Genomic DNA, 21193 nt, shown 5'->3' with positions numbered 1-21193 from the left:
TTGTTCTCCTGATAGTCGGCTTAGAACCGCGCCACACCGAAACTGTTGGCTTGCAATGGCCGCACCTCGGCCTCGTGACAGATATCCAGCAGGTAACCCAGCAAGGTCCGGGTATCGCGCGGGTCGATCAAACCATCGTCCCAGAGGTTGGCGCTGCCATAGAGCGCCGTGGATTGGCTGTCGAGTTTCTGCGCGGTGACCTGTTCGAGCATGTCGAGCATTTTCGGATCGGGCACCAGGCCGTCCTTGGCCTGTTTGGCCTCGGTGACGATGCGCAGCACCTTGCCCGCTTGCGCGCCGCCCATCACGGCGGTACGGCTGTTGGGCCAGGCGAAGATGAAACGCGGGTCGAGACCGCGACCGCACATCGCATAGTTGCCCGCGCCGTAGGAGCCGCCAACCACGATGGTCAGCTTCGGCACCCGGGCGTTGGCCACCGCCTGAATCATCTTCGCTCCGTGCTTGATCACGCCTTGCTGTTCCGATTCGGTGCCGACCATGAACCCGGTGGTGTTGTGGAAAAACAGTAGCGGCGTCTGGCTCTGGTCGCACAGCTGGATGAACTGGGCGGCCTTGCTCGCGCCTTTTGGCGTGATCGGGCCGTTGTTGCCGATGAAGCCACAGGCGCGGCCCTGAATTTTCAGATGACCGCACAGGGTCTGCTGATCGAACTCGCCCTTGAATTCAAGAAAGTTCGAAGCGTCGGCGAGGCGGGCGATGATTTCGCGCGCGTCGTAGGGTTTTTTCGGATCATCCGGGATCAGGCCCAGCAGTTCGTCGATGGGGTAGAGCGGCTCCTCCCAGCGACGTTCGGGTAGTGGAGGCAACTGCTCGTTCCACGGCAGCAGGCTGATAATCTCGCGTACTTGTCGCACGCCATCGGCGTCGTTTTCAGCCAGGTATTCGGCGGTGCCGGCGGTTTGTGCGTGCATCTCGGCACCGCCCAATTCTTCATCGGTGGCGACTTCGCCGGTCGCGGCTTTGAGCAGTGGCGGGCCGGCGAGAAACAGCTTGGCCTTGCCGCGCACCACCACCACGTAATCCGACAGCCCCGGCTGATAGGCGCCACCCGCCGTGGCGGAGCCGTGCACCACGGTGACCTGCGGCAACCCCATGGCCGACATCCGCGCCTGATTGGCAAAGCTGCGCGCGCCTTCGACGAAAATTTCCGCCGCGTAATTGAGGTTGGCGCCGCCGCTTTCGGCGAGGGTGATCACTGGCAGTTTGTTTTCCATGGCGATCTGTTGCAGGCGCAGGGATTTCTTCAAGCCGCTGGGGGAGATGGTCCCGCCCCTGATCGCGCTGTTGTTCGCCACCACCAGCACGCGCACGCCGGACACGTAGCCGATACCGGCGATCAAGCCGCCACCGGCGGAGCTGCCATCCTTGTCGTCGTGCAGCTTGTAGCCGGCCAGGCTCGCCAGTTCGAGAAACGGTGCGCCGGGGTCCAGCAGCAGGTTGAGGCGCTCGCGAGGCAACAATTGGCCGCGTTTTTCGAACTTCGGCCTGGCTTCGGCAGCCTTGTTCAGCAGGTTCTGTTCGAGCACGCGAACTTGCTCGATGGCGCTCAGCATCGCCGCACGGTTCTGGGCGAACGACTCGCTGTGGGGGTCGAGTTGCGACTGAATCACCGGCATGGGTTATTCCTTGTCCTTCAATACGTCTGGTATGTAGGCGCGGTGGAAACCGTTGTACGACTCGCTGTTGGTCGCCTTGTGGATCGGCCAGGCGCGGCCGCCGAGGCTGGCGGCGCCGTCGATGCGCAAGGTGCTGCCGCTGACAAACGCCGCTGCCGGGCTGAGCAGGAAAACTATCGCCGCGCTGACTTCCGATTCGGTGCCGATGCGCTTGAGCGGCACGTGTTCGCGCAGGGTCGGGATCACGGCCTTGAAGGCGCCTTCGTAGGTGTCCATGCCGCTGGAGGCAATCCAGCCCGGCGCCACGGCATTGACCCGCACCCCGGCATGACCCCATTCGTACGCGGCGGTCTTGGTCAGGTTGTCCATGCCCGAACGTGCCGCGCCGGAGTGGCCCATACCGGGCATGCCGCCCCACATGTCGGCGAGCATGTTGACGATGGCCCCGCCGTGCTTGCTCATGGACTGGTTGAACACTTCCCGGGCCATCAGGAAGCCGCCCACCAGATTGGTACGCATCACGGTTTCGAAACCCTTCTGATTGATCGAGGCCAGGGGCGAGGGGTATTGCCCGCCAGCATTGTTGACCAGGCCGTGGATCGGACCGTGCTTGCGGATAAGCTCGCTGACCAGATGCGTCACCGCTTCTTCCTCGCGGATATCACAGGTGCTCCAGTCGGCCTTGCCGCCGTCGTCGGCGATCTCCGCCGCAACGGTTTTCAGCTTGTCGGCATTGCGCCCGACCAGCAGCACATGGGCGCCGAGGGCCGCCAGTTCGTGGGCAGTACAGCGGCCGATACCACTGCCGCCACCGGTGACGATGATGTTTTGGCCAGCAAACAAATCGGCTTTGAAAATCGAATCGTAGGCCATGGCGGCAATCCTCTAATTGAACTGGTCGGCGATGCGCTGCGGCACCGGGATCTGGATTTCCAGCAGCTGCTGGGCGAAGGCCTTGCCTTGCGGATCGATTCGCAGGCTGGCGACACCGCCGCCGCCGAGGGCGTTTTCCAGCAGGAAATTCAGGCTGTGGCTGGCAGGCAAGTACCAGCGCTCAACCCGTCCGTGGATTGGATCGAGGACGTGGCCCATCCAGTCGACGATCACTTCCGGGGTCAGGGCTTCGGCGATCCATGGCAGGAATTCGGGCTCGCGGGCCATGACGCCGATATTGCTGTGGTTGCCCTTGTCGCCAGAGCGGGCGACCGCCAGTTTGACCAGGGCCACACTGGCGTCGGCCAGGCCATCCGGTTTCGGTGGCGCGAGCAGGGCTGGCAGGTCCAGCGGGTCGAGCACATCGAGGGCGGGCAGGGCACACGGGTGGCGCTGGCCCATGAAATCAATGTCCAGCGTGCAGGCGGTTTTGTCGATCAGGAACGAGAACAGCCGGATCAGCGGGTACACCGTCGGCCGGCCACCGACAATGCCGGTCAGCCCCGGCGCCATGCCGGTGGCGGCCTGGGCGATTTCCCGGGAGAACACGATCAAAGCCTGCTTGTCCGGATGGCGTACCGCGAGTTTGATCACCACTTCGCGGCTGTCCTGACGCTGGCCGTGGGGGCCGTAGGTGGCCTCGCTGCCCAGCAACTCGATACTCACGTCGCTGTACGGTGCCCAGCCGCGCTGGCGGAACATTTCCGAGGTCTTGTTGATGATCGCATCGCCGACACGCCGCGCCTTGGCGACGGCATCGATGCCGGCGATCAGGCAACTGGCGGTGCAGCGAAAACCATCGGGGTATGTGGCGCTGACTTTGTATTGAGCCGTCGGCGGCAAGCCTTTGGCGCCGTGCACCTGCACCGCGTTCTTGCCTTGTTGCAGCAGTTTGACCTGAGTGAAATCGCACACCACGTCGGGCAGCAGATACGCGCGCGGGTCACCGATTTCGTACAGCATCTGTTCGCCCACCGTCAGCGGCGTGACCAGCCCGCCCGTACCTTCGGGTTTGCTGACGATGAACTGGCTGTCGGCGCTGACTTCGACGATGGGAAAACCGATGTGTTCGTAGTCGGGCACGTCGCGCCAGTCGGTGAAGTTGCCGCCCGTGCACTGGGCGCCGCATTCGATGATGTGCCCGGCCAATGCCGCCTGGGCGAGCTTGTCATAGTCGTGCCACGACCAACCGAACTCATGCACCAGCGCGGCGCTGACCACCGCACTGTCGACCACCCGCCCGGTGATCACGATGTCCGCCCCCAGGCGCAGGGCTTCGACAATGCCGGGTGCGCCGAGGTAGGCGTTGGTCGAGACGCACATCGATGGCAGGGGTGCGCCGCTGAACATTTCATGAATGCCCAGGTTGCCCGGCTTTTTGAATTGCGGCTGCAGGTCATCACCCAGCAGCACGGCGATCTTCAGCGCCACCCCGGCCTTGTCGCAGGCCGCTTGCAGGGCGGCGGCGCAGGCTTGGGGGTTGACCCCGCCGGCATTACTGATGACCCGGATGTTTTGCTGCGCGAGTTGCCCCAGCAAGGGCGCGAGCACTTCGATGAAGTCGCCCGCATAGCCGGCCTGGGGATCTTTCATCCGCGCGCCGGCCATGATCGACAGGGTGATTTCGGCCAGGTAATCGAAGACCAGATAGTCCAGATGCCCGTGTTCCACCAGTTGCGCGGCAGCGGTCGAGGTATCGCCCCAGAAGGCGCTGGCACAACCGATGCGAATTGTTTCAGGCGCAGTCCATTCCATAGCCACCTCCAACCGAAGTGCGTCGACATTACCAAGCAAGCGCTTGGTTTGTAAATGACTTGATTATCTTCTGCCCAAGCGCTTGCTTGGTTGCATCCATGCGCTTAAATTGCCCGCGCAACCCCGTTGTTTTCGGGGGGATCGGCGTTATTGATTGAACGACTGTAGGAGAGAACGGGTGGACGAGCAAAAAGCCCTGAGGGTGATGCGCCAATTGGTGGACGACGGCCAATTGACCGACCCGGACAGCGCCCGTGGCAAATTGCTGCAAGTGGCGGCCCACCTGTTCCGCAATAAAGGCTATGAGCGCACGACCGTGCGCGACCTGGCCGGCGCCGTGGGCATTCAGTCCGGGAGCATTTTCCATCACTTCAAGAGCAAGGACGAAATCCTGCGCGCCGTGATGGAAGAAACCATACGCTACAACACCGCGTTGATGCGTGCGGCCATCGCCGAGGCCGGCAGTGTGCGCGAGCAGGTGCTGGCGCTGATCCGCTGTGAATTGCAGTCGATCATGGGCGGTAGCGGCGAGGCCATGGCGGTGCTGGTCTACGAATGGCGCTCGCTGTCCGAAGAGGGCCAGGCCAAGGTCCTGGCGCTGCGGGACATCTACGAAGACATCTGGCTGCAAGTACTGGGCGAAGCCAAGACCGCCGGGTTTATCCGCGGCGATGTGTTCATCACCCGACGCTTCCTGACTGGCGCATTGTCCTGGACCACCACCTGGTTTCGCGCCGGTGGCAGCATGAGTCTCGATCAGTTGGCCGATGAGGCGTTGATTCTGGTGCTGGAAGACCGGCAATAAGCTTGTGTTGGCCAGCATTAAACTGGCTAACTGGACAAAACCGCCTAGCTTGAATGCATTGGTACCGTTTTATTAGGGGAGTGGGGACGTTTTGATGGGTTCGCCAATTCGGTCAGCCTCGCGGCTTTTGCTGACGATGCTTGCGGTGTCAACGATGATGCCGTCCCAGGCTGCGCAACTGGTGCGCATCGGTGCCGCGCACTTTCCGCCCTACACCGTGCGCCCGGAATCCGGGGCCGATACCGGGTTGCTGCCGCAACTGGTCGAGGCCCTGAACGCATCGCAAACTGACTACCAGTTTGTCCTGGTGCCCACTTCCATTCCCCGGCGCTTCGGTGATTTCAAGCAGGGCCGGGTCGACATGGCCATCTTCGAAAATCCCGCCTGGGGTTGGGAAGAGATCCCCCACACAGCCGTCGACATGGGGCTGGAGGACGCCGAAATTTTTGTCGCGCAACGCCTGCCCGATCGACAGCAAAGCTATTTTGCCGACCTGAACGGCAAGCGCCTGGCGCTGTTCAGCGGCTATCACTACGAGTTCGCCAATTTCAATGCCGACCCCCTGTACCTCGCGAAAAACTACAACGCCACGCTGACCTATTCCCATGACAGCAATCTGCTGATGGTATTGCGCGACCGGGCCGACATCGCCCTGGTCACGCGTTCGTACCTGAGCGACTACTTCCTGCGCAATGAAAAAGTCGCCGGCGAGTTGCTGGCGTCCCAGCGCATCGATCAGGTCTATCACCATTACGCCATCCTGCGCCCGACGGCTCCCATCAGCGGCGAGGCATTCGCCAAGGTGCTGCAAGGCTTGCGGGACAACGGCCAGATGTTGAAGATTTTCGATCCGTACAAGATTGCGCTTGTGCCGGTCCCGCACAACGAACCGGCATCACAAGTCGCCAAATGATGGTCTTTTCCTAAATTTCCCGCTGTGGCTGACGTCACCTCGTTGAACTGTCGACGATTATCGTGAGCCCGACCCATGCCCAATCTCAATGACCTGACTGCCCTGTGTCTGCCGACAGGCAGTCGTCTTGCCGCCGATGAAACCGATTGCCGCCTGAGCCTCAGCCTGGAAGGGCAACCGTTGCTTGCCCTGCGGCTGAATCGTGGCCCCGAGTTGCACGTGCAACTGGAGCAGCGTTTCAGTCGCCCTGAAGGACAGGCATTGTGGGCGGCCTGTTACTGGCTGTTCGCTCGCAACCCCGACTGTCAGCGCCTGGTCTGGCAACTGCAAGAGGTGCCGGACGAAGCCGTGTTCAGCGGTCTGCTGATTCCGACTCCCGTCAACGGCCAGTATCACTGCGAGCGCACCTTGTTCTGGCAGTTGCCGCAGCCTTGGCTGGGACATTCCCTGACCGGCAGCTACCCGCAGCAAATGCTCATCACCGACGGCAAGCGTCATCCACGGCGGCCGGTCAAACCTCGTGGTGAAGTGTATCAACGCTTCGATGCGCGGCTGGGTGCCCGGGTTTCCCTGCGCACGCTGGACATCGAGCAAGACCTGGTGCGCTTCAATCGTTGGCAGAACAGCCCGCGTGTCGCGAGTTTCTGGCAGGAGGAGGGCAGCCTCGAACAGCATCGCCAATACCTGAGCAAACTCGAAGCCGACCCGCACACGCTGACGCTGATCGGTTGTTTCGACGATCAGCCCTTCGCTTATTTCGAAGCCTACTGGGCCAGGGAAGATCGCATCGCGCCGTTCTACGAGGCCGGCGATTACGACCGTGGCATTCACATGCTGGTGGGCGAAGAAAATCACCGTGGTCCGCACAAGGTGGCGAGTTGGTTATCGGCGCTGGTGCATTATCTGTTTCTCGATGACCCGCGCACGCAGCGCGTGGTTGCCGAGCCTCGTGCCGATAACGCGAAGATGATCGGATACATGCAAGAGCAGCGCTTTCACTGCGAGAAAGAGTTCGACTTTCCGCACAAGCGCGCGGCCCTGATGGTATTGGGGCGGGAGCGGTTTTTTGATCGGTGCGCACTGGCCTGAGGCTTGAGGCTAAATATCTTCGGCGCTCTTGAGTGCCCCATCGCGAGCAGGCTCGCTCCTACATTTTCCTGTGTGCGCTGAACCTGTGGGAGCGAGCTTGCTCGCGATGGGCGCGATGCAGATTTCAGAACTTAGTGGCGAGCAGCCATATCGCCACGCTGGCCCGACACCTTGCGGCAGTGCACCAGCGCATCACGGATCATGAAGTTCACCAGGGTCGGCGAGACGCCGAGTTCCTTGGCGATGTCTTTTTGCGGTACGCCGTGCAGGCGGTACATCTCGAAGGCGTAGCGGGTGCGGCTCGGCAACTCGGTCAACGCATCGGCGATGTGCTCCAGCGTCGAGAAATTGATGTGCGACGTTTCCGGTGACGCACCCTGGATCACCACATTCAGCCCTTCCTCTTCAGGGCCGGAATACTTCTGCTCCAGCGCCTGTTTGCGGTAGTGGTCGATCGCCAGGTTGCGCACGATCTGGAACAGGTAGCTGAGCTGAGCCTTGATCGAACTGGTGATGGGCGGGGCCGATTGCAGCCGGAAGAATGCATCCTGCACAACATCTTCGGCACGTGAGCGGCAACCGGTAATTCGGGCTGCGATCTTCACCAGAATCAATCGATTGTCGACGAATGCCTGAAGTAGCGGTGTATCGCACCTGCTTGTGGATACTGGTTCCATCATGGAAATCACCTTGCTGCCAAAAGGTTAGTGGGACGGCGAATGAGCCGGGGGGGCCGTCCTACACATCGAGCGACAAATTAGGCTTAATGATAATGATTGTCAAATGAGAAAAAGAACTAATGCGTTACAAAGGTAAAGAGTGAGAACTGCGACACGCTGACTCACTTCAGTCCGCTTTGCGTTCCAGCCTGGCGACTAATTATTTCCAGACGTCATCCGTTCTCATTGGTGAATTGCACAGCGCAACCCTCATCACCCTGTAGGAGCGAGCTCGCTCGCGATGGTCGTCAACGATGGGCGCCTGACACCCCGCGGCGTTCTTCGGATTTTCGCGAGCAGGCTCGCTCCTACCAAGCCGAATTCAGGCAGGAAACCTCATGACCGACGCGTTCGAACTCCCCAGCACAATGGTCCAAGCCCTTCAGCGCCGCGCGGCGCTGACGCCGGATCGGGTGGCCCTGCGCTTTCTCGCCGAGACCCCGGACCAAGCTGTGGTGCTCAGCTATCGCGAACTGGATCTGCGGGCACGGACGATTGCCGGCGCGTTGCAGGCCCAGTCGGATGTTGGCGACCGCGCGGTGTTGCTGTTCCCCAGTGGCCCGGATTACGTCGCGGCGTTCTTCGGTTGCCTGTACGCCGGGGTGATCGCGGTGCCGGCCTACCCGCCGGAGTCGGCACGCCGTCATCACCAGGAGCGCCTGTTGTCGATCATCAGCGACGCCCAGCCGCGCTTGCTGTTGACCAGCGCCGGGCTGCGCGATGGGTTGCAGCAGATCGAAGGCGCGCCGCCGCTGCTGTGTGTCGATACCCTCGACGGTGCACTGGCCGAGCGCTGGGTCGCGGTGGACTTGCAGGACGATCACATCGCCTTCCTGCAATACACCTCTGGCTCCACCGCGCTGCCCAAAGGCGTGCAAGTCAGCCACGGCAATCTGGTGGCCAACGAATTGCTGATTCGCCACGGTTTCGGCATTGACCTGAACCCCGACGACGTCATCGTCAGCTGGCTGCCGCTGTATCACGACATGGGCCTGATCGGTGGCTTGCTGCAGCCGATTTTCAGCGGCGTGCCTTGCGTGTTGATGTCCCCGGCGTATTTTCTCGGTCGGCCGTTGCGCTGGCTGGAGGCGATCAGCGAATACGGCGGCACCATCAGCGGCGGGCCGGATTTTGCCTATCGCTTGTGCAGTGAGCGGGTCAGCGAGTCGGCCCTGGAACGGCTCGACCTGAGTGGCTGGCGTGTGGCGTATTCCGGTTCCGAACCGATTCGCCTCGACACCCTGGAGCGCTTCGCCGGGAAGTTCGCGACCTGCGGCTTCACCGCGGACAGTTTCATGGCCTCCTACGGTCTGGCCGAAGCCACCTTGTTCGTGGCCGGCACAGCGCGCGGCCAAGGCATCGGCAACCTGCGGGTTGATGATCAGGCCCTGGCGCAGAACCGCATCGAAGCGGGCGAGGGCAGCCCGATCATGAGTTGCGGTATCAGCCAGCCGGCGCACGCGGTGTTGATCTTCGATCCTGTCTCGCTCAGCGAACAGGCCGACAACGTCGTCGGCGAAGTCTGGGCCAGCGGGCCGAGCATCGCCTCAGGCTACTGGCGCAACCCCGAGGCGTCCGCCAAGACCTTCGTCCAGCACGCCGGGCAGACCTGGCTGCGCACCGGTGACCTGGGTTTTCTGCGCAACGGCGAACTGTTTATCACCGGGCGCCTGAAGGACATGCTGATCGTGCGCGGGCACAACCTGTACCCGCAGGACATCGAGCAGACTGTCGAGCGTGAAGTGGAAGTGGTGCGCAAAGGACGCGTCGCCGCCTTCGCCGTCACGGTTGACGGTCAGGAAGGCATCGGCATCGCCGCTGAAATCAGCCGCAGCGTGCAGAAAATCCTGCCGCCTGAATCCTTGATCAACGCCATTCGCCAGACCGTCGCCGAGGCGTATCAGGAGGCACCGAGCGTGGTGGTGCTGCTCAATCCGGGCGCGCTGCCCAAAACGTCCAGCGGTAAATTGCAGCGTTCGGCGTGTCGCAATCGCCTGGCGGACGGCAGCCTTGACAGCTACGCGGTGTTCCCGTCGGCCAGCAACGAAAGCACGGGCAATAGCGAGTCGGGATCGACGCTGCAAAGCTTGATCGCACGTATCTGGTGTGAGCAGTTGCAAGTGGCGCAGGTGGGCGCCGACGATCATTTCTTCCTGCTTGGCGGCAACTCCATTGCAGCGACGCAAGTGGTGGCGCGTCTGCGGGAAGAGTTGGGTCTGGAGTTGAGCCTGCGCCTGCTGTTCGAAGCGCCGACCCTCGGCGCATTCGCCGATGTCGTGACCCGTCTGCAACAGGACGGTGGTCTGGCCCAGGGCGCGATCACGGCACTGTCGCGCCAGCAACCGATGCCGCAATCCCTGGCACAAAACCGTCTGTGGATCACCTGGCAACTCGACCCACATAGCAGTGCCTACAACATTCCTGGCGGCTTGCGCCTGCGCGGCGAGCTGGATGAGGACGCCTTGCGCGCCAGTTTCCAGCAGTTGATCGAGCGCCACGAATCCCTGCGCACGCGATTCTTCGAGCGTGATGGCGTGGCGCTGCAACAGGTCGATCCGGCCGGTGAGTTCAACCTGCAACTGATCGATATCAGCGACCTGCCGGCCGCCGAGCGTGAGGCCCGGGCGCAGCAGATCCGCGAGGACGAAGCACGGACCCGGTTCGATCTGGAGAAAGGCCCGTTGATGTGGGTGACGCTGGTGCGCCTCGACGACGAAGACCATCAGTTGTTGGTGACCCTGCACCACATCATCGCTGACGGCTGGTCGCTGAATGTGTTGATCGACGAGTTCTCGCACCTGTATGCGTCCGCCTCCCAGGGCTTGCAAGCGGTGCTGGCGCCATTGCCGACGCAGTACGCCGACTACGGCAGTTGGCAACGGCAATGGTTGGCGCAAGGGGAAGGCGAGCGGCAACTGGCTTATTGGAAAGACCGCTTGGGTGATGAACATCCAACCCTGAGCCTGGCCACCGACCATCCACGCTCAGCACAACAACTGCACAGCGCCGCTCGCCACACCGTGCGTCTGGGCGCTCCCCTGAGCGATGCGATTCGTCAGACTGCCCAGGCCCATGAATCGACCGTCTTCATGTTGTTGCTGGCTGCGTTCCAGACCTTGTTGCACCGCTACAGCGGCCAACGAGATATCCGCATCGGCGTGCCCAATGCCAACCGTCCACGCCTGGAAACCCAGGGGCTGATCGGCTTCTTCATCAATACCCAGGTGCTGTGTGCCGAAGTGGACTCAAGTCTGCCATTCGTTGAGTTGCTGGCGCAGACCCGTCAGGCGGCGTTGGGTGCGCAAGCGCATCAGGACTTGCCGTTCGAGCAACTGCTCGAAGCCTTCCCGCAGGCCCGTGAACAGGGCCTGTTCCAGGTCATGTTCAACCATCAGCAACGCGACCTTGGCGCCTTGAAGCGCCTGCCGGGGCTGTTGGCCGAAGAGTTGCCGTGGCATAGCCGCGAAGCCAAGTTCGATGTGCAACTGCACAGCGAAGAAGACCGCAACGGTCGCCTGACCTTGTCCTTCGACTACGCCAACGAACTGTTCGACGCCGCGACCATCGAGCGGCTGGCCGACCATTTCAGCAACCTGCTGCGGGCTGTCTGCGATCAAGCGGACATCGCCATCGGTGACTTGCCGCTGTTGACGGCCGCCGAGCAGCATCAGCAATCGGACTGGGCCAGCGCACCCTGCGCAGCGGCCAGTCAATGGCTGCCCGAATCGCTCAACCAACAAGCCCGGCTGACACCTGGGCGCCCGGCGTTGATCTGGGAGGGCGGCCATATGGACTTCGCCGAACTCCACACCCAGGCCAACCGTCTGGCCCATTACCTGCGCGACAAAGGCGTCGGCCCGGACGTCTGCGTGGCCATCGCCTGCGAGCGTTCGCCGCAACTGCTGATCGGCCTGCTGGCGATCATCAAGGCCGGTGGCGCCTACGTGCCGCTGGACCCGGATTACCCCGCCGAACGCCTGGCCTACATGCTCAGCGACAGCGGTGTTCAATTGCTGCTGACGCATACCCGACTGCTCGAGCGCTTGCCGGCCAGCGAGGGTGTCAGTGTGATCGCCATGGACACCCTGCACCTGGACAGTTGGCCAAGCCATGCGCCGGGGCTGCATCTGCACGGCGACAATCTTGCCTATGTGATTTATACCTCCGGTTCCACCGGCCAGCCCAAAGGCGTCGGTAACACCCACGCGGCGCTGGCCGAGCGCCTGCAATGGATGCAGGACACTTATCGCCTGAACGAAACCGACGTGCTGATGCAAAAGGCGCCGATCAGTTTCGACGTGTCGGTGTGGGAGTGCTTCTGGCCGCTGATCACAGGCGCACGTCTGTTGATCGCCGGTCCCGGCGAACACCGCGATCCACATCGCATCGCGCAGCTGGTGCAAACGTACGGCGTGACCACGTTGCACTTCGTGCCGCCGCTGCTTTCGCTGTTCATCGACGAACCGCTCAGTGCTGAATGCACCAGCCTGCGCCGGCTGTTCTCCGGGGGCGAAGCCTTGCCCGCGGAGCTGCGCAATCGGGTGCTGGCGCAGCTGCCGGCGGTGCAACTGCACAACCGTTACGGACCGACCGAAACCGCGATCAACGTCACCCACTGGCAATGCTCCAGCGCCGATGGCGAACGCTCGCCGATTGGCCGGCCGCTGGGCAATGTGATCTGCCGCGTGCTCGACAGCGATCTGCATCCCGTTCCGGTCGGTGTGCCGGGTGAGTTGTGCATCAGCGGCGTTGGCTTGGCCCGTGGTTACCTCGGTCGCCCGGCGTTGACCGCCGAACGATTTGTGGTCGATCCGTTGGGCGAGCCGGGCGCACGCCTGTATCGCACCGGCGACCGGGCACGCTGGACGGCGGATGGCGTGATCGAATACCTCGGTCGTCTCGATCAACAGGTCAAGTTGCGCGGGTTCCGGGTCGAGCCGGAGGAAATCCAGGCACGGCTGCTGGCCCAGGACGGCGTTGCGCAAGCCGTGGTGCTGGTGCGCGACACCATGGCCGGGGCGCAGTTGATCGGTTACTACACCGCTGCGGACAATGCCGGGGACGAGGTCGAGCAAACCGCGCGCCTGAAAAGCGCATTGGCCGCCGAACTGCCGGAATACATGGTGCCGGCGCAACTGATGCGCCTGGACCAAATGCCCCTCGGCCCGAGCGGCAAGCTCGACCGCCGCGCGTTGCCGGAACCGCAGTGGCAGGTTCGCGAGCACGTCGAGCCTGTGACAGAACTGGAACAACGCATCGCCGGCATCTGGCGCGAAGTGCTGGGTTTGACGCAAGTCGGTTTGCGCGATGATTTTTTTGCCCTCGGCGGTCACTCGCTGCTGGCCACACAAATCATCTCCCGCACCCGCCAGGCCTGCGACGTCGAGTTGCCGCTGCGGGCGCTGTTCGAGCACAGCGAACTCGGTGCGTTTGCCGAACAGGTTCGCCTGATCCAGGCCAGTGGCAGCACCAACAAACAGCCGCCGATTGAAAAAATCGACCGCGGGCAGCCGGTGCCGCTGTCCTATTCCCAGCAGCGCATGTGGTTCCTCTGGCAGATGGAGCCCGACAGCCCGGCCTACAACGTTGGCGGCATGGCGCGGCTGCGTGGCGTGCTTGACGTGGCGCGCTTCGAGGCCGCGCTGCAAGCCCTGATCCTGCGTCACGAAACCCTGCGCACCACGTTCCCGAGCATCGACGGCGTCGCCCGCCAGCAAGTACACGCGCAAACCGGCGTGCGCATGGCGTGGAAGGATTTCACCGCGCTGGATGCCGAGGTCCGCGAGTGGCAGGTCCAGCAACTGGCCGACGACGAAGCGCACCAGCCGTTCGATCTGGAGACCGGACCCTTGCTGCGCGCCTGCCTGGTCAAGACCGCCGAACAGGAACACTACTTCGTTCTGACCCTGCACCACATCGTCACCGAAGGCTGGGCGATGGACATTTTTGCCCGGGAGCTCAGCGCGCTGTACGAAGCGTTCGTCGATGACCGTGAATCACCGCTGGCGCCGTTGCCGGTGCAGTACCTGGATTACAGCGTGTGGCAGCGTCAGTGGCTGGAGTCCGGCGAGCGTCAGCGCCAGCTCGATTACTGGACAACGCAACTGGGCCGCGAACACCCGCTGCTGGAGTTGCCGGCCGACCGTCCGCGTCCGCCGGTGCAAAGCCATCAGGGTGAGTTGTATCGCTTTGACCTGAGCGACGACCTCGCGGCACGGGTCCGCGCCTTCAATGCGCGACACGGCCTGACCCTGTTCATGACCATGACCGCCGCCCTGGCTACGCTGCTGTACCGCTACAGCGGCCAGACCGATCTGCGCATCGGCGCGCCGGTGGCCAACCGCATTCGCCCGGAAAGCGAAGGGCTGATCGGTGCGTTCCTCAACACGCAAGTGCTGCGCTGCCAGCTCGACGGGCAGATGTCCGTCGGTGAGTTGTTCGAGCAGGTGCGCCACACGGTGATCGAAGGCCAGTCCCATCAGGACCTGCCGTTCGATCATCTGGTGGAAGCCTTGCAACCACCCCGCAGCGCGGCCTACAACCCATTGTTCCAGGTGATGTGCAACGTGCAGCGCTGGGAGTTCCAGCAAAGCCGCACCCTGGCCGGCATGACGGTCGAGTACCTGGCCAACGATGCCCGCGCGACCAAGTTCGACCTCAACCTGGAAGTCACCGACCTGGACCATCGCCTGGGTTGCTGCCTGACCTACAGCACCGATCTGTTCGACGAGCCGCGCATTGCGCGCATGGCCGGGCATTGGCGCAACCTGCTGGAGGCGCTGATTGCCGATCCGCAGCAGCGCTTGAGCGACCTGCCGCTGCTGGCGTGTGGCGAACAACAACATCTGCTCGACAGCCTCGGCGTCGAGCCGGGCGAGCATCGGCTGGACCAGTGCATCCATCACCTGTTCGCCGAGCAAGCCTTGATGCGCCAGGACGCTCCGGCCCTGACCTTCGCCGGGCAAACCCTGAGCTATGCCGAACTCGACGGCCGGGCCAATCGCCTGGCCTGGATGCTGCGCGAGCGTGGTGTCGGACCGCAGGTTCGTGTGGGGCTGGCACTGGAGCGCTCGCTGGAGATGGTCGTCGGCCTGCTGGCGATCCTCAAGGCTGGCGGCGCCTATGTGCCGCTGGATCCGGAATACCCGCTGGACCGCTTGCATTACATGATTAATGACAGCGGCATCGGTTTGCTGCTCAGCGACGCGGCGATGTTCAAGGCCCTGGGCGAGTTGCCGGCGACCGTTGGCCGCTGGTGTCTTGAAGAAGACGCCGCTGCACTGGCCAATTACCCGGCCACCGAATTGCCGTTGATCAGCCTGCCGCAGCATCAGGCCTACCTGATTTACACCTCGGGTTCGACCGGCAAACCGAAAGGCGTGGTGGTATCCCACGGCGAAATCGCCATGCACTGCCGCGCGGTGATCGAGCGTTTCACCATGCGCCCTGACGATTGCGAACTGCACTTCTATTCGATCAACTTCGACGCCGCGACCGAGCGTTTGCTGGTGCCGCTGCTCAGTGGTGCGCAAGTGGTGCTGCGGGCTCAAGGGCAGTGGGACGCGGAAGAAATCTGTGGCCTGATCCGTCGTCATCAGATCAACGTCCTCGGATTCACGCCGAGCTATGGCAGCCAGTTGGCGCAGTGGCTGGCAACGCAAAATGAAACCCTGCCGGTGCGCATGATCATCACCGGCGGCGAAGCGCTGACCGGTGAACACCTGGCGCGCATTCGCGCAGCCTTCAAGCCGAGCCTGTTCTTCAACGCCTACGGCCCGACCGAAACCGTGGTCATGCCGCTGGCCAGTCTCGCCCCTGAAGTGCTGGAAGAGGGCGCTGGCAGCGTGCCGATCGGCAGCATCATCGGCGACCGCGTGGCCTACATTCTCGACGCCGACCTGGCGTTGGTGCCGCAAGGTGCGACGGGCGAGTTGTACGTCGGTGGCGCGGGTCTGGCCCAGGGCTATCACCAGCGTCCGGGCATGACCGCGGAGCGCTTTGTGGCCGATCCGTTTGCCGCCAACGGCGGACGTATCTATCGCACCGGCGACCTGGTGCGTCAGCGCGCCGACGGCCTGGTGGAATACCTCGGACGCATCGACCATCAAGTGAAAATTCGTGGTTTCCGCATCGAACTGGGCGAGATCGAAACCCGTCTGCTGGAGCACGAATCGATTCGTGAAGCCGTTGTGCTGGCGCTCGATGCACCGAGTGGCAAGCAACTGGTCGGCTATCTGGTGACTGACGTCGCCGAACAGAACGAAGCACAGCAATCGGTCTTGCGCGAGGCCCTCAAGGCGCATCTGAAATCGCAACTGCCAGACTACATGGTGCCCACGCACCTGATCCTGCTGGGCCGCATGCCGCTGACCGCCAATGGCAAACTCGACCGCCGCGCTCTCCCGGCGCCGGACCCGGAGCTGAATCGCCATCACTACGTAGCGCCGAGCAACGAGCTTGAAGTCAGCCTCGCGCAGATCTGGTGCGAAGTGCTGAACGTCGGACAGGTCGGCCTCAACGACAACTTCTTCGAGTTGGGCGGTGACTCGATCCTGTCGATCCAGGTGGTCAGCCGGGCACGGCAGCAGGGCATTCACTTCAGCCCTCGCGACCTGTTCCAGCACCAGACCGTGCAGACCCTCGCCGCCGTGGCCAGCCGCAGCGAGCAGGTCAGCGCCGAGCAGGGCTTGATCATGGGTGAGTCGCGTCTGACGCCGATCCAGCACTGGTTCTTCGACACTGACATCCCGCAGCGCCAGCACTGGAACCAGGCGTTGTTGCTGCAACCGACCGCACCTCTGGAGCCCCATCGACTGGAGCAAGCGCTGCTGGCGGTAATCGAACAGCACGACGCCTTGCGTCTGCGCTTCAGCAAGGTCGCCGGTCAGTGGCAAGCACAGCATCAGCCGATTTCCGAGGCTCCGGTGTTGTGGCAGGTGCGCGTTTCGTCGATGGACAAATGCGCGGCCTTGTTCGCCGATGCCCAGCTCAGCCTCGACCTCGAAGAGGGACCGCTAATACGCGTGTTGCTGGTCGATGGTCCCGAGGGCCAGCAACGGCTGTTCATCGCGATTCACCACTTGGTCGTCGATGGTGTTTCATGGCGCGTACTGCTGGACGACCTGCAAACCGTGTACCGCCAACTGGACGCACAGCAGTCGGTGAAACTGCCGGCGAAAACCAGCGCCTTCAAGGACTGGGCCGCACGGCTGCAAGCCTACGCCGGCAGTGAGTCCCTGCGCGAAGAACTGGGCTGGTGGCAGGCGCACCTGGCCGGGCCCACTGCCGATTTGCCCTGTGATCACCCCGCAGGCGGGCGGCAGAACCGACATGCACAAACCGTCAGCGTGCGCCTCGACAGCGAGCGTACCCGGCAGTTGCTGCAACAGGCACCGAGTGCCTATCGCACCCAGGTCAACGACTTGCTGCTGACCGCATTGGCCCGCGTGCTGTGCCGCTGGAGCGGTCAGCCATCGGCGCTGATTCAGCTGGAAGGCCACGGCCGCGAAGCGCTGTTCGACGAGATCGACCTGACCCGCACCGTCGGCTGGTTCACCAGTGCCTACCCACTGCGCCTGACGCCGCTGAACATCGAAGAAGCCGCCGGGCAGGGCGTGTCGATCAAGGCGATCAAGGAGCAATTGCGTGCCGTGCCGCACAAAGGCCTGGGCTATGGCGTGCTGCGTTACCTGGCCGATGACCTGAGCCGTCACAGCATGGCGCAGTTGCCGGTGGCGCCGATCACCTTCAACTACCTCGGCCAGTTCGACCAGAGCTTCGGGGCAGACGCGCTGTTCCATCCACTGGATGAAGCCATTGGTGCGGCCCACGATGCCAATGCACCGTTGCCCAACGAGCTGAGCGTCGACGGTCAGGTGTATGGCGGTGAACTGGTACTGCGCTGGACTTTCAGCGCCGAACGCTTCGATGGGCAAACCATCAACGAGTTAGCCGATGCCTACCTCGGTGAGTTGAACAGCCTGATCGAGCATTGCCTGCGCGACGACGCGGGTGGCCTGACGCCGTCGGATTTCCCGCTGGCGAATCTCAGCCAGGCTCAACTGGATGCGCTGCCGGTCCCGGCCGCCGTCATCGAAGACGTCTACCCGTTGACCCCGATGCAGGAAGGCATGCTGTTGCACACCTTGCTGGAGCCGGGCACCGGCCTGTACTACATGCAGGACCGCTACCGCATCAACAGCGAACTGGACCCGCAGCGTTTCGCCCAGGCCTGGCAAGCAGTGATCGCCCGCCACGAAGCATTGCGCGCGTCGTTCTGCTGGAACGTCGGCGAAGACATGCTGCAAGTGATCCACAAACCGGGCAGCACGCCGATCGAATACCTCGACTGGAGCAATCTCGCCGAAGCCGAGCAAGAGCCGAAGCTGCAAACCTTGCTCAAGGCCGAACGCGAGGTGGGGTTTGATCTGCTCAACCAGGCGCCGTTCCACTTGCGTTTGATCCGTGTGGGCGCGGCGCGTTACTGGTTCATGATGAGCAACCACCACATCCTCATCGATGCCTGGTGCCGTTCGCTGCTGATGAATGATTTCTTCGAGATCTACAGCGCCCTCGGCGAAGGCCGGGAAGCGCAGCTGGAGGTACCACCACGTTATCGCGACTACATCGGTTGGCTGCAGCATCAGAGCCTGGCCGAAGCACGGCAGTGGTGGAAAACCAACCTGCAGGGGTTCGAACGGACCACGCCGATCCCGAGCGACCGGCCATTGCTGCGTGAACATGCCGGCGACAGCGGCGGCATGATCGTCGGCGACCGCTATACAAGGCTCGATGCCCGTGACGGTGCGCAATTGCGCGAACTGGCCCAGGCCCATCAGTTGACCATCAACACCTTTGCCCAGGCGGCGTGGGCCCTGGTGCTGCGGCGCTTGAGCGGTGATCGCGACGTGCTGTTCGGCGTCACCGTGGCCGGGCGTCCGGTGGACATGCCGCAGATGCAGCGCACCGTCGGCCTGTTCATCAACAGCATCGCGCTGCGGGTGAAAATGCCTGAGGACGGCCAGCGATGCAGCGTGCGCCAGTGGCTCACCGGTCTGCTCGACAACAATATGCAACTGCGTGAATACGAATACCTGCCACTGGTGAACATCCAGGAGCAAAGCGAACTGCCCAAAGGCCAGCCGCTGTTCGACAGCCTGTTCGTGTTCGAAAACGCCCCGGTGGAAGTCTCGGTGCTCGACCGTGCGCAGAGCCTCAACGCGACCTCGGACTCGGGCCGAACCCATACCAACTTCCCGCTCACGGCCGTGTGCTATCCGGGCGATGACCTGGGCTTGCACCTGTCCTACGACCAACGCTACTTCGATGAGGCCACGGTCGAGCGCATGCTCGCTGAGTTCAAGCGTCTGCTGCTGGCATTGGTGGAAGGTTTCCATGGCGACATGGCCGACCTGCCGTTGCTGGGGACTGAGGAGCAGGACTTCCTCATCCATGGCTGCAACCAGAGCGAACACGATTACCCGCTGGAGCAGAGCTACGTTTCATTGTTCGAAACGCAGGTCGCCCGGCATCCACTGCGAATTGCCGCCGGTTGTCTGGACCGGCAATACAGTTATCTGGAGCTGAACCAGCGCAGCAACCGCCTCGGTCATGCATTGATCGCCGCCGGTGTCGGGCGCGATCAACCGGTGGCCTTGCTGGCCGAACGCAGCCTCGATTTGCTGGGCATGATCATCGGCAGCTTCAAGGCAGGGGCGGGTTACCTGCCGCTGGATCCGGGTTTGCCGGGTCAGCGTCTGAGCCGGATCATCGATCTGAGCCGCACGCCATTGCTGGTGTGCACGCAAGCCTGTCGTGAGCAGGCGCAAGCCTTGCTCGAGGAGTTCGGCTGCTCCAGCCGGCCACGGCTGCTGGTCTGGGAAGAAGTCCAGGCCCTTGCGCTGTCGGCGGACAATCCTGGTGTCTACAGTGGTCCGGACAACCTCGCCTATGTGATCTACACCTCTGGCTCCACCGGTTTGCCCAAAGGCGTGATGGTCGAACAGCGCGGCATGCTCAACAACCAGTTGAGCAAGGTGCCGTACCTGAACCTGAGCGACGCCGACGTGATCGCGCAAACCGCGTCGCAAAGCTTCGACATTTCCGTGTGGCAGTTCCTCGCCGCGCCGTTGTTCGGCGCCCGGGTGGACATCGTGCCGAACACCATTGCCCACGATCCCCAGGGTTTGCTGGCCCATGTGCAAAGCCAGGGCATCACCGTGCTGGAAAGCGTGCCTTCGCTGATCCAGGGCATGCTCGCCCAGGAACGCATGAGCCTCGATGGCCTGCGCTGGATGTTGCCGACGGGGGAGGCGATGCCGCCGGAACTGGCGCATCAATGGTTGCTGCGCTATCCGCAGATCGGCCTGGTGAATGCCTATGGCCCGGCGGAGTGCTCGGATGACGTGGCGTTCTTCCGCGTCGATATGGCTTCGACTCGCGGCAGCTACCTGCCGATTGGTACGCCGACTGACAACAACAAATTGTACCTGCTCGACGGAGCGCTGGAACTGGTGCCGCTGGGCGCGGTGGGTGAACTGTGCGTGGCGGGGACCGGGGTCGGTCGCGGCTATGTCAGCGATCCGCTGCGCACGGCACCGGTGTTTGTGCCGAACCCGTTCGGCGCACCGGGTGAGCGCCTGTATCGCACCGGCGACCTGGCCCGCCGTCGCAGTGACGGCGTTCTGGAATATGTCGGCCGGGTCGACCATCAGGTGAAGATCCGCGGTTACCGCATCGAGCTCGGTGAAATCGAAGCTCGCCTGCACGAACAACCGCAAGTCCGCGATGCGGCGGTGGGTGTGCAGGAAGGGGCGAACGGCAAGCACCTGGTGGGCTATCTGGTCGCGGCGGATGTTGCGCTCGATCCGGCTGAACGCCTGGAGCGCATCAAGCAACGCCTGCGCGCCGAACTGCCGGAATACATGGTGCCGCTGCACTGGTTATGGCTGGACAAGCTGCCGCTCAACGCCAACGGTAAACTGGACCGCAAGGCCCTGCCGACGCTGGAGATCGGTCAATTGCAAAGCCAGGATTACCAGGCGCCGCGCAATGAGCTGGAGCAGACCCTGGCAGACATTTGGGCCGAGGTACTGAAGGTCGAGAGAGTGGGCGTTCGCGACAATTTCTTCGAGTTGGGCGGGCATTCGCTGCTGGCCACGCAAATCGCCTCGCGGGTGCAGAAATCCCTGCAACGGGATGTGCCGCTGCGGGCGATGTTCGAATGCAGCACGGTGGAAGAACTGGCCCGGTACATCGACGGGTTGGCGGCCAGCGAGCTCACCGAGGAGAAAGTGGATCGCTTGAATGACCTGATGGCGGAGCTGGAGGGGCTTTGATTCCC

The 21193-nt window shown here is 62.9% G+C and carries 8 protein-coding genes; 4 read left to right on the top strand and 4 right to left on the bottom strand.

The features are described 5' to 3' along the window. Positions 1-20: 20 nt before the first annotated feature. From atuC to PSJE_RS09280, 3 genes are read right to left on the bottom strand one after another with little or no spacing between them, the layout of a single operon-like run. Positions 21-1637, bottom strand: a complete 1617-nt coding sequence (atuC, locus tag PSJE_RS09290) for a geranyl-CoA carboxylase subunit beta (RefSeq protein ID WP_057713853.1) — start codon at positions 1635-1637, stop codon at positions 21-23. Between the two features lie 3 nt (positions 1638-1640). After that, on the bottom strand, positions 1641-2510 hold the full coding sequence (locus tag PSJE_RS09285; protein ID WP_057713854.1) for an SDR family oxidoreductase: 870 nt from the start codon (positions 2508-2510) through the stop codon (positions 1641-1643). Positions 2511-2522: 12 nt separating this feature from the next. After that, positions 2523-4325 carry an acyclic terpene utilization AtuA family protein gene (locus PSJE_RS09280; RefSeq protein WP_090457026.1) on the bottom strand — a complete coding sequence of 601 codons (1803 nt, stop codon included), beginning with the start codon at positions 4323-4325 and terminating at the stop codon, positions 2523-2525. 178 nt (positions 4326-4503) lie between these two features. Between PSJE_RS09280 and PSJE_RS09275 the strand changes: the two genes are divergently transcribed. The 3 genes from PSJE_RS09275 to PSJE_RS09265 all read left to right on the top strand — a co-directional run bounded on the left by PSJE_RS09275 (position 4504) and on the right by PSJE_RS09265 (position 7132). Beyond that, the gene (locus PSJE_RS09275) at positions 4504-5130 is read left to right on the top strand and encodes a TetR/AcrR family transcriptional regulator (RefSeq protein ID WP_090457024.1); all 627 of its coding nucleotides are present in this window, start codon (positions 4504-4506) and stop codon (positions 5128-5130) included. A 94-nt stretch (positions 5131-5224) separates the two neighbouring features. Further along, on the top strand, positions 5225-6043 hold the full coding sequence (locus PSJE_RS09270) for a substrate-binding periplasmic protein (protein WP_090457022.1): 819 nt from the start codon (positions 5225-5227) through the stop codon (positions 6041-6043). A gap of 75 nt (positions 6044-6118) precedes the next feature. Next, positions 6119-7132: a GNAT family N-acetyltransferase gene (locus PSJE_RS09265; RefSeq protein WP_090457021.1), complete on the top strand. Its 1014-nt coding sequence runs from the start codon at positions 6119-6121 to the stop codon at positions 7130-7132. Positions 7133-7263: 131 nt separating this feature from the next. Here the strand turns inward: PSJE_RS09265 and PSJE_RS09260 are convergent, their stop codons facing one another. Beyond that, positions 7264-7812 (bottom strand): RNA polymerase factor sigma-70, encoded by a 549-nt coding sequence (locus PSJE_RS09260; protein WP_057713859.1) that lies wholly within the window; start codon positions 7810-7812, stop codon positions 7264-7266. Between the two features lie 377 nt (positions 7813-8189). Here PSJE_RS09260 and PSJE_RS09255 point away from each other — a divergent pair, with 377 nt between their 5' ends. Further along, positions 8190-21188 (top strand): non-ribosomal peptide synthetase, encoded by a 12999-nt coding sequence (locus tag PSJE_RS09255; protein ID WP_090457019.1) that lies wholly within the window; start codon positions 8190-8192, stop codon positions 21186-21188. Positions 21189-21193 lie beyond the last annotated feature (5 nt).

Source organism: Pseudomonas jessenii, assembly GCF_002236115.1.
GTDB lineage: Bacteria > Pseudomonadota > Gammaproteobacteria > Pseudomonadales > Pseudomonadaceae > Aquipseudomonas > Aquipseudomonas jessenii.
The sequence above is the reverse complement of the archived record's forward strand: the minus strand, read 5'-3'. Positions and strand labels throughout refer to the sequence as shown.

Coding starts and splice junctions, on each gene's coding strand:
- PSJE_RS09260 (WP_057713859.1), bottom strand. CDS start 7,812: ATGATGGAACCAGTATCCACAAGCAGGTGCGATACACCGCTACTTCAG.
- atuC (WP_057713853.1), bottom strand. CDS start 1,637: ATGCCGGTGATTCAGTCGCAACTCGACCCCCACAGCGAGTCGTTCGCC.
- PSJE_RS09255 (WP_090457019.1), top strand. CDS start 8,190: ATGACCGACGCGTTCGAACTCCCCAGCACAATGGTCCAAGCCCTTCAG.
- PSJE_RS09280 (WP_090457026.1), bottom strand. CDS start 4,325: ATGGAATGGACTGCGCCTGAAACAATTCGCATCGGTTGTGCCAGCGCC.
- PSJE_RS09285 (WP_057713854.1), bottom strand. CDS start 2,510: ATGGCCTACGATTCGATTTTCAAAGCCGATTTGTTTGCTGGCCAAAAC.
- PSJE_RS09270 (WP_090457022.1), top strand. CDS start 5,225: ATGGGTTCGCCAATTCGGTCAGCCTCGCGGCTTTTGCTGACGATGCTT.
- PSJE_RS09265 (WP_090457021.1), top strand. CDS start 6,119: ATGCCCAATCTCAATGACCTGACTGCCCTGTGTCTGCCGACAGGCAGT.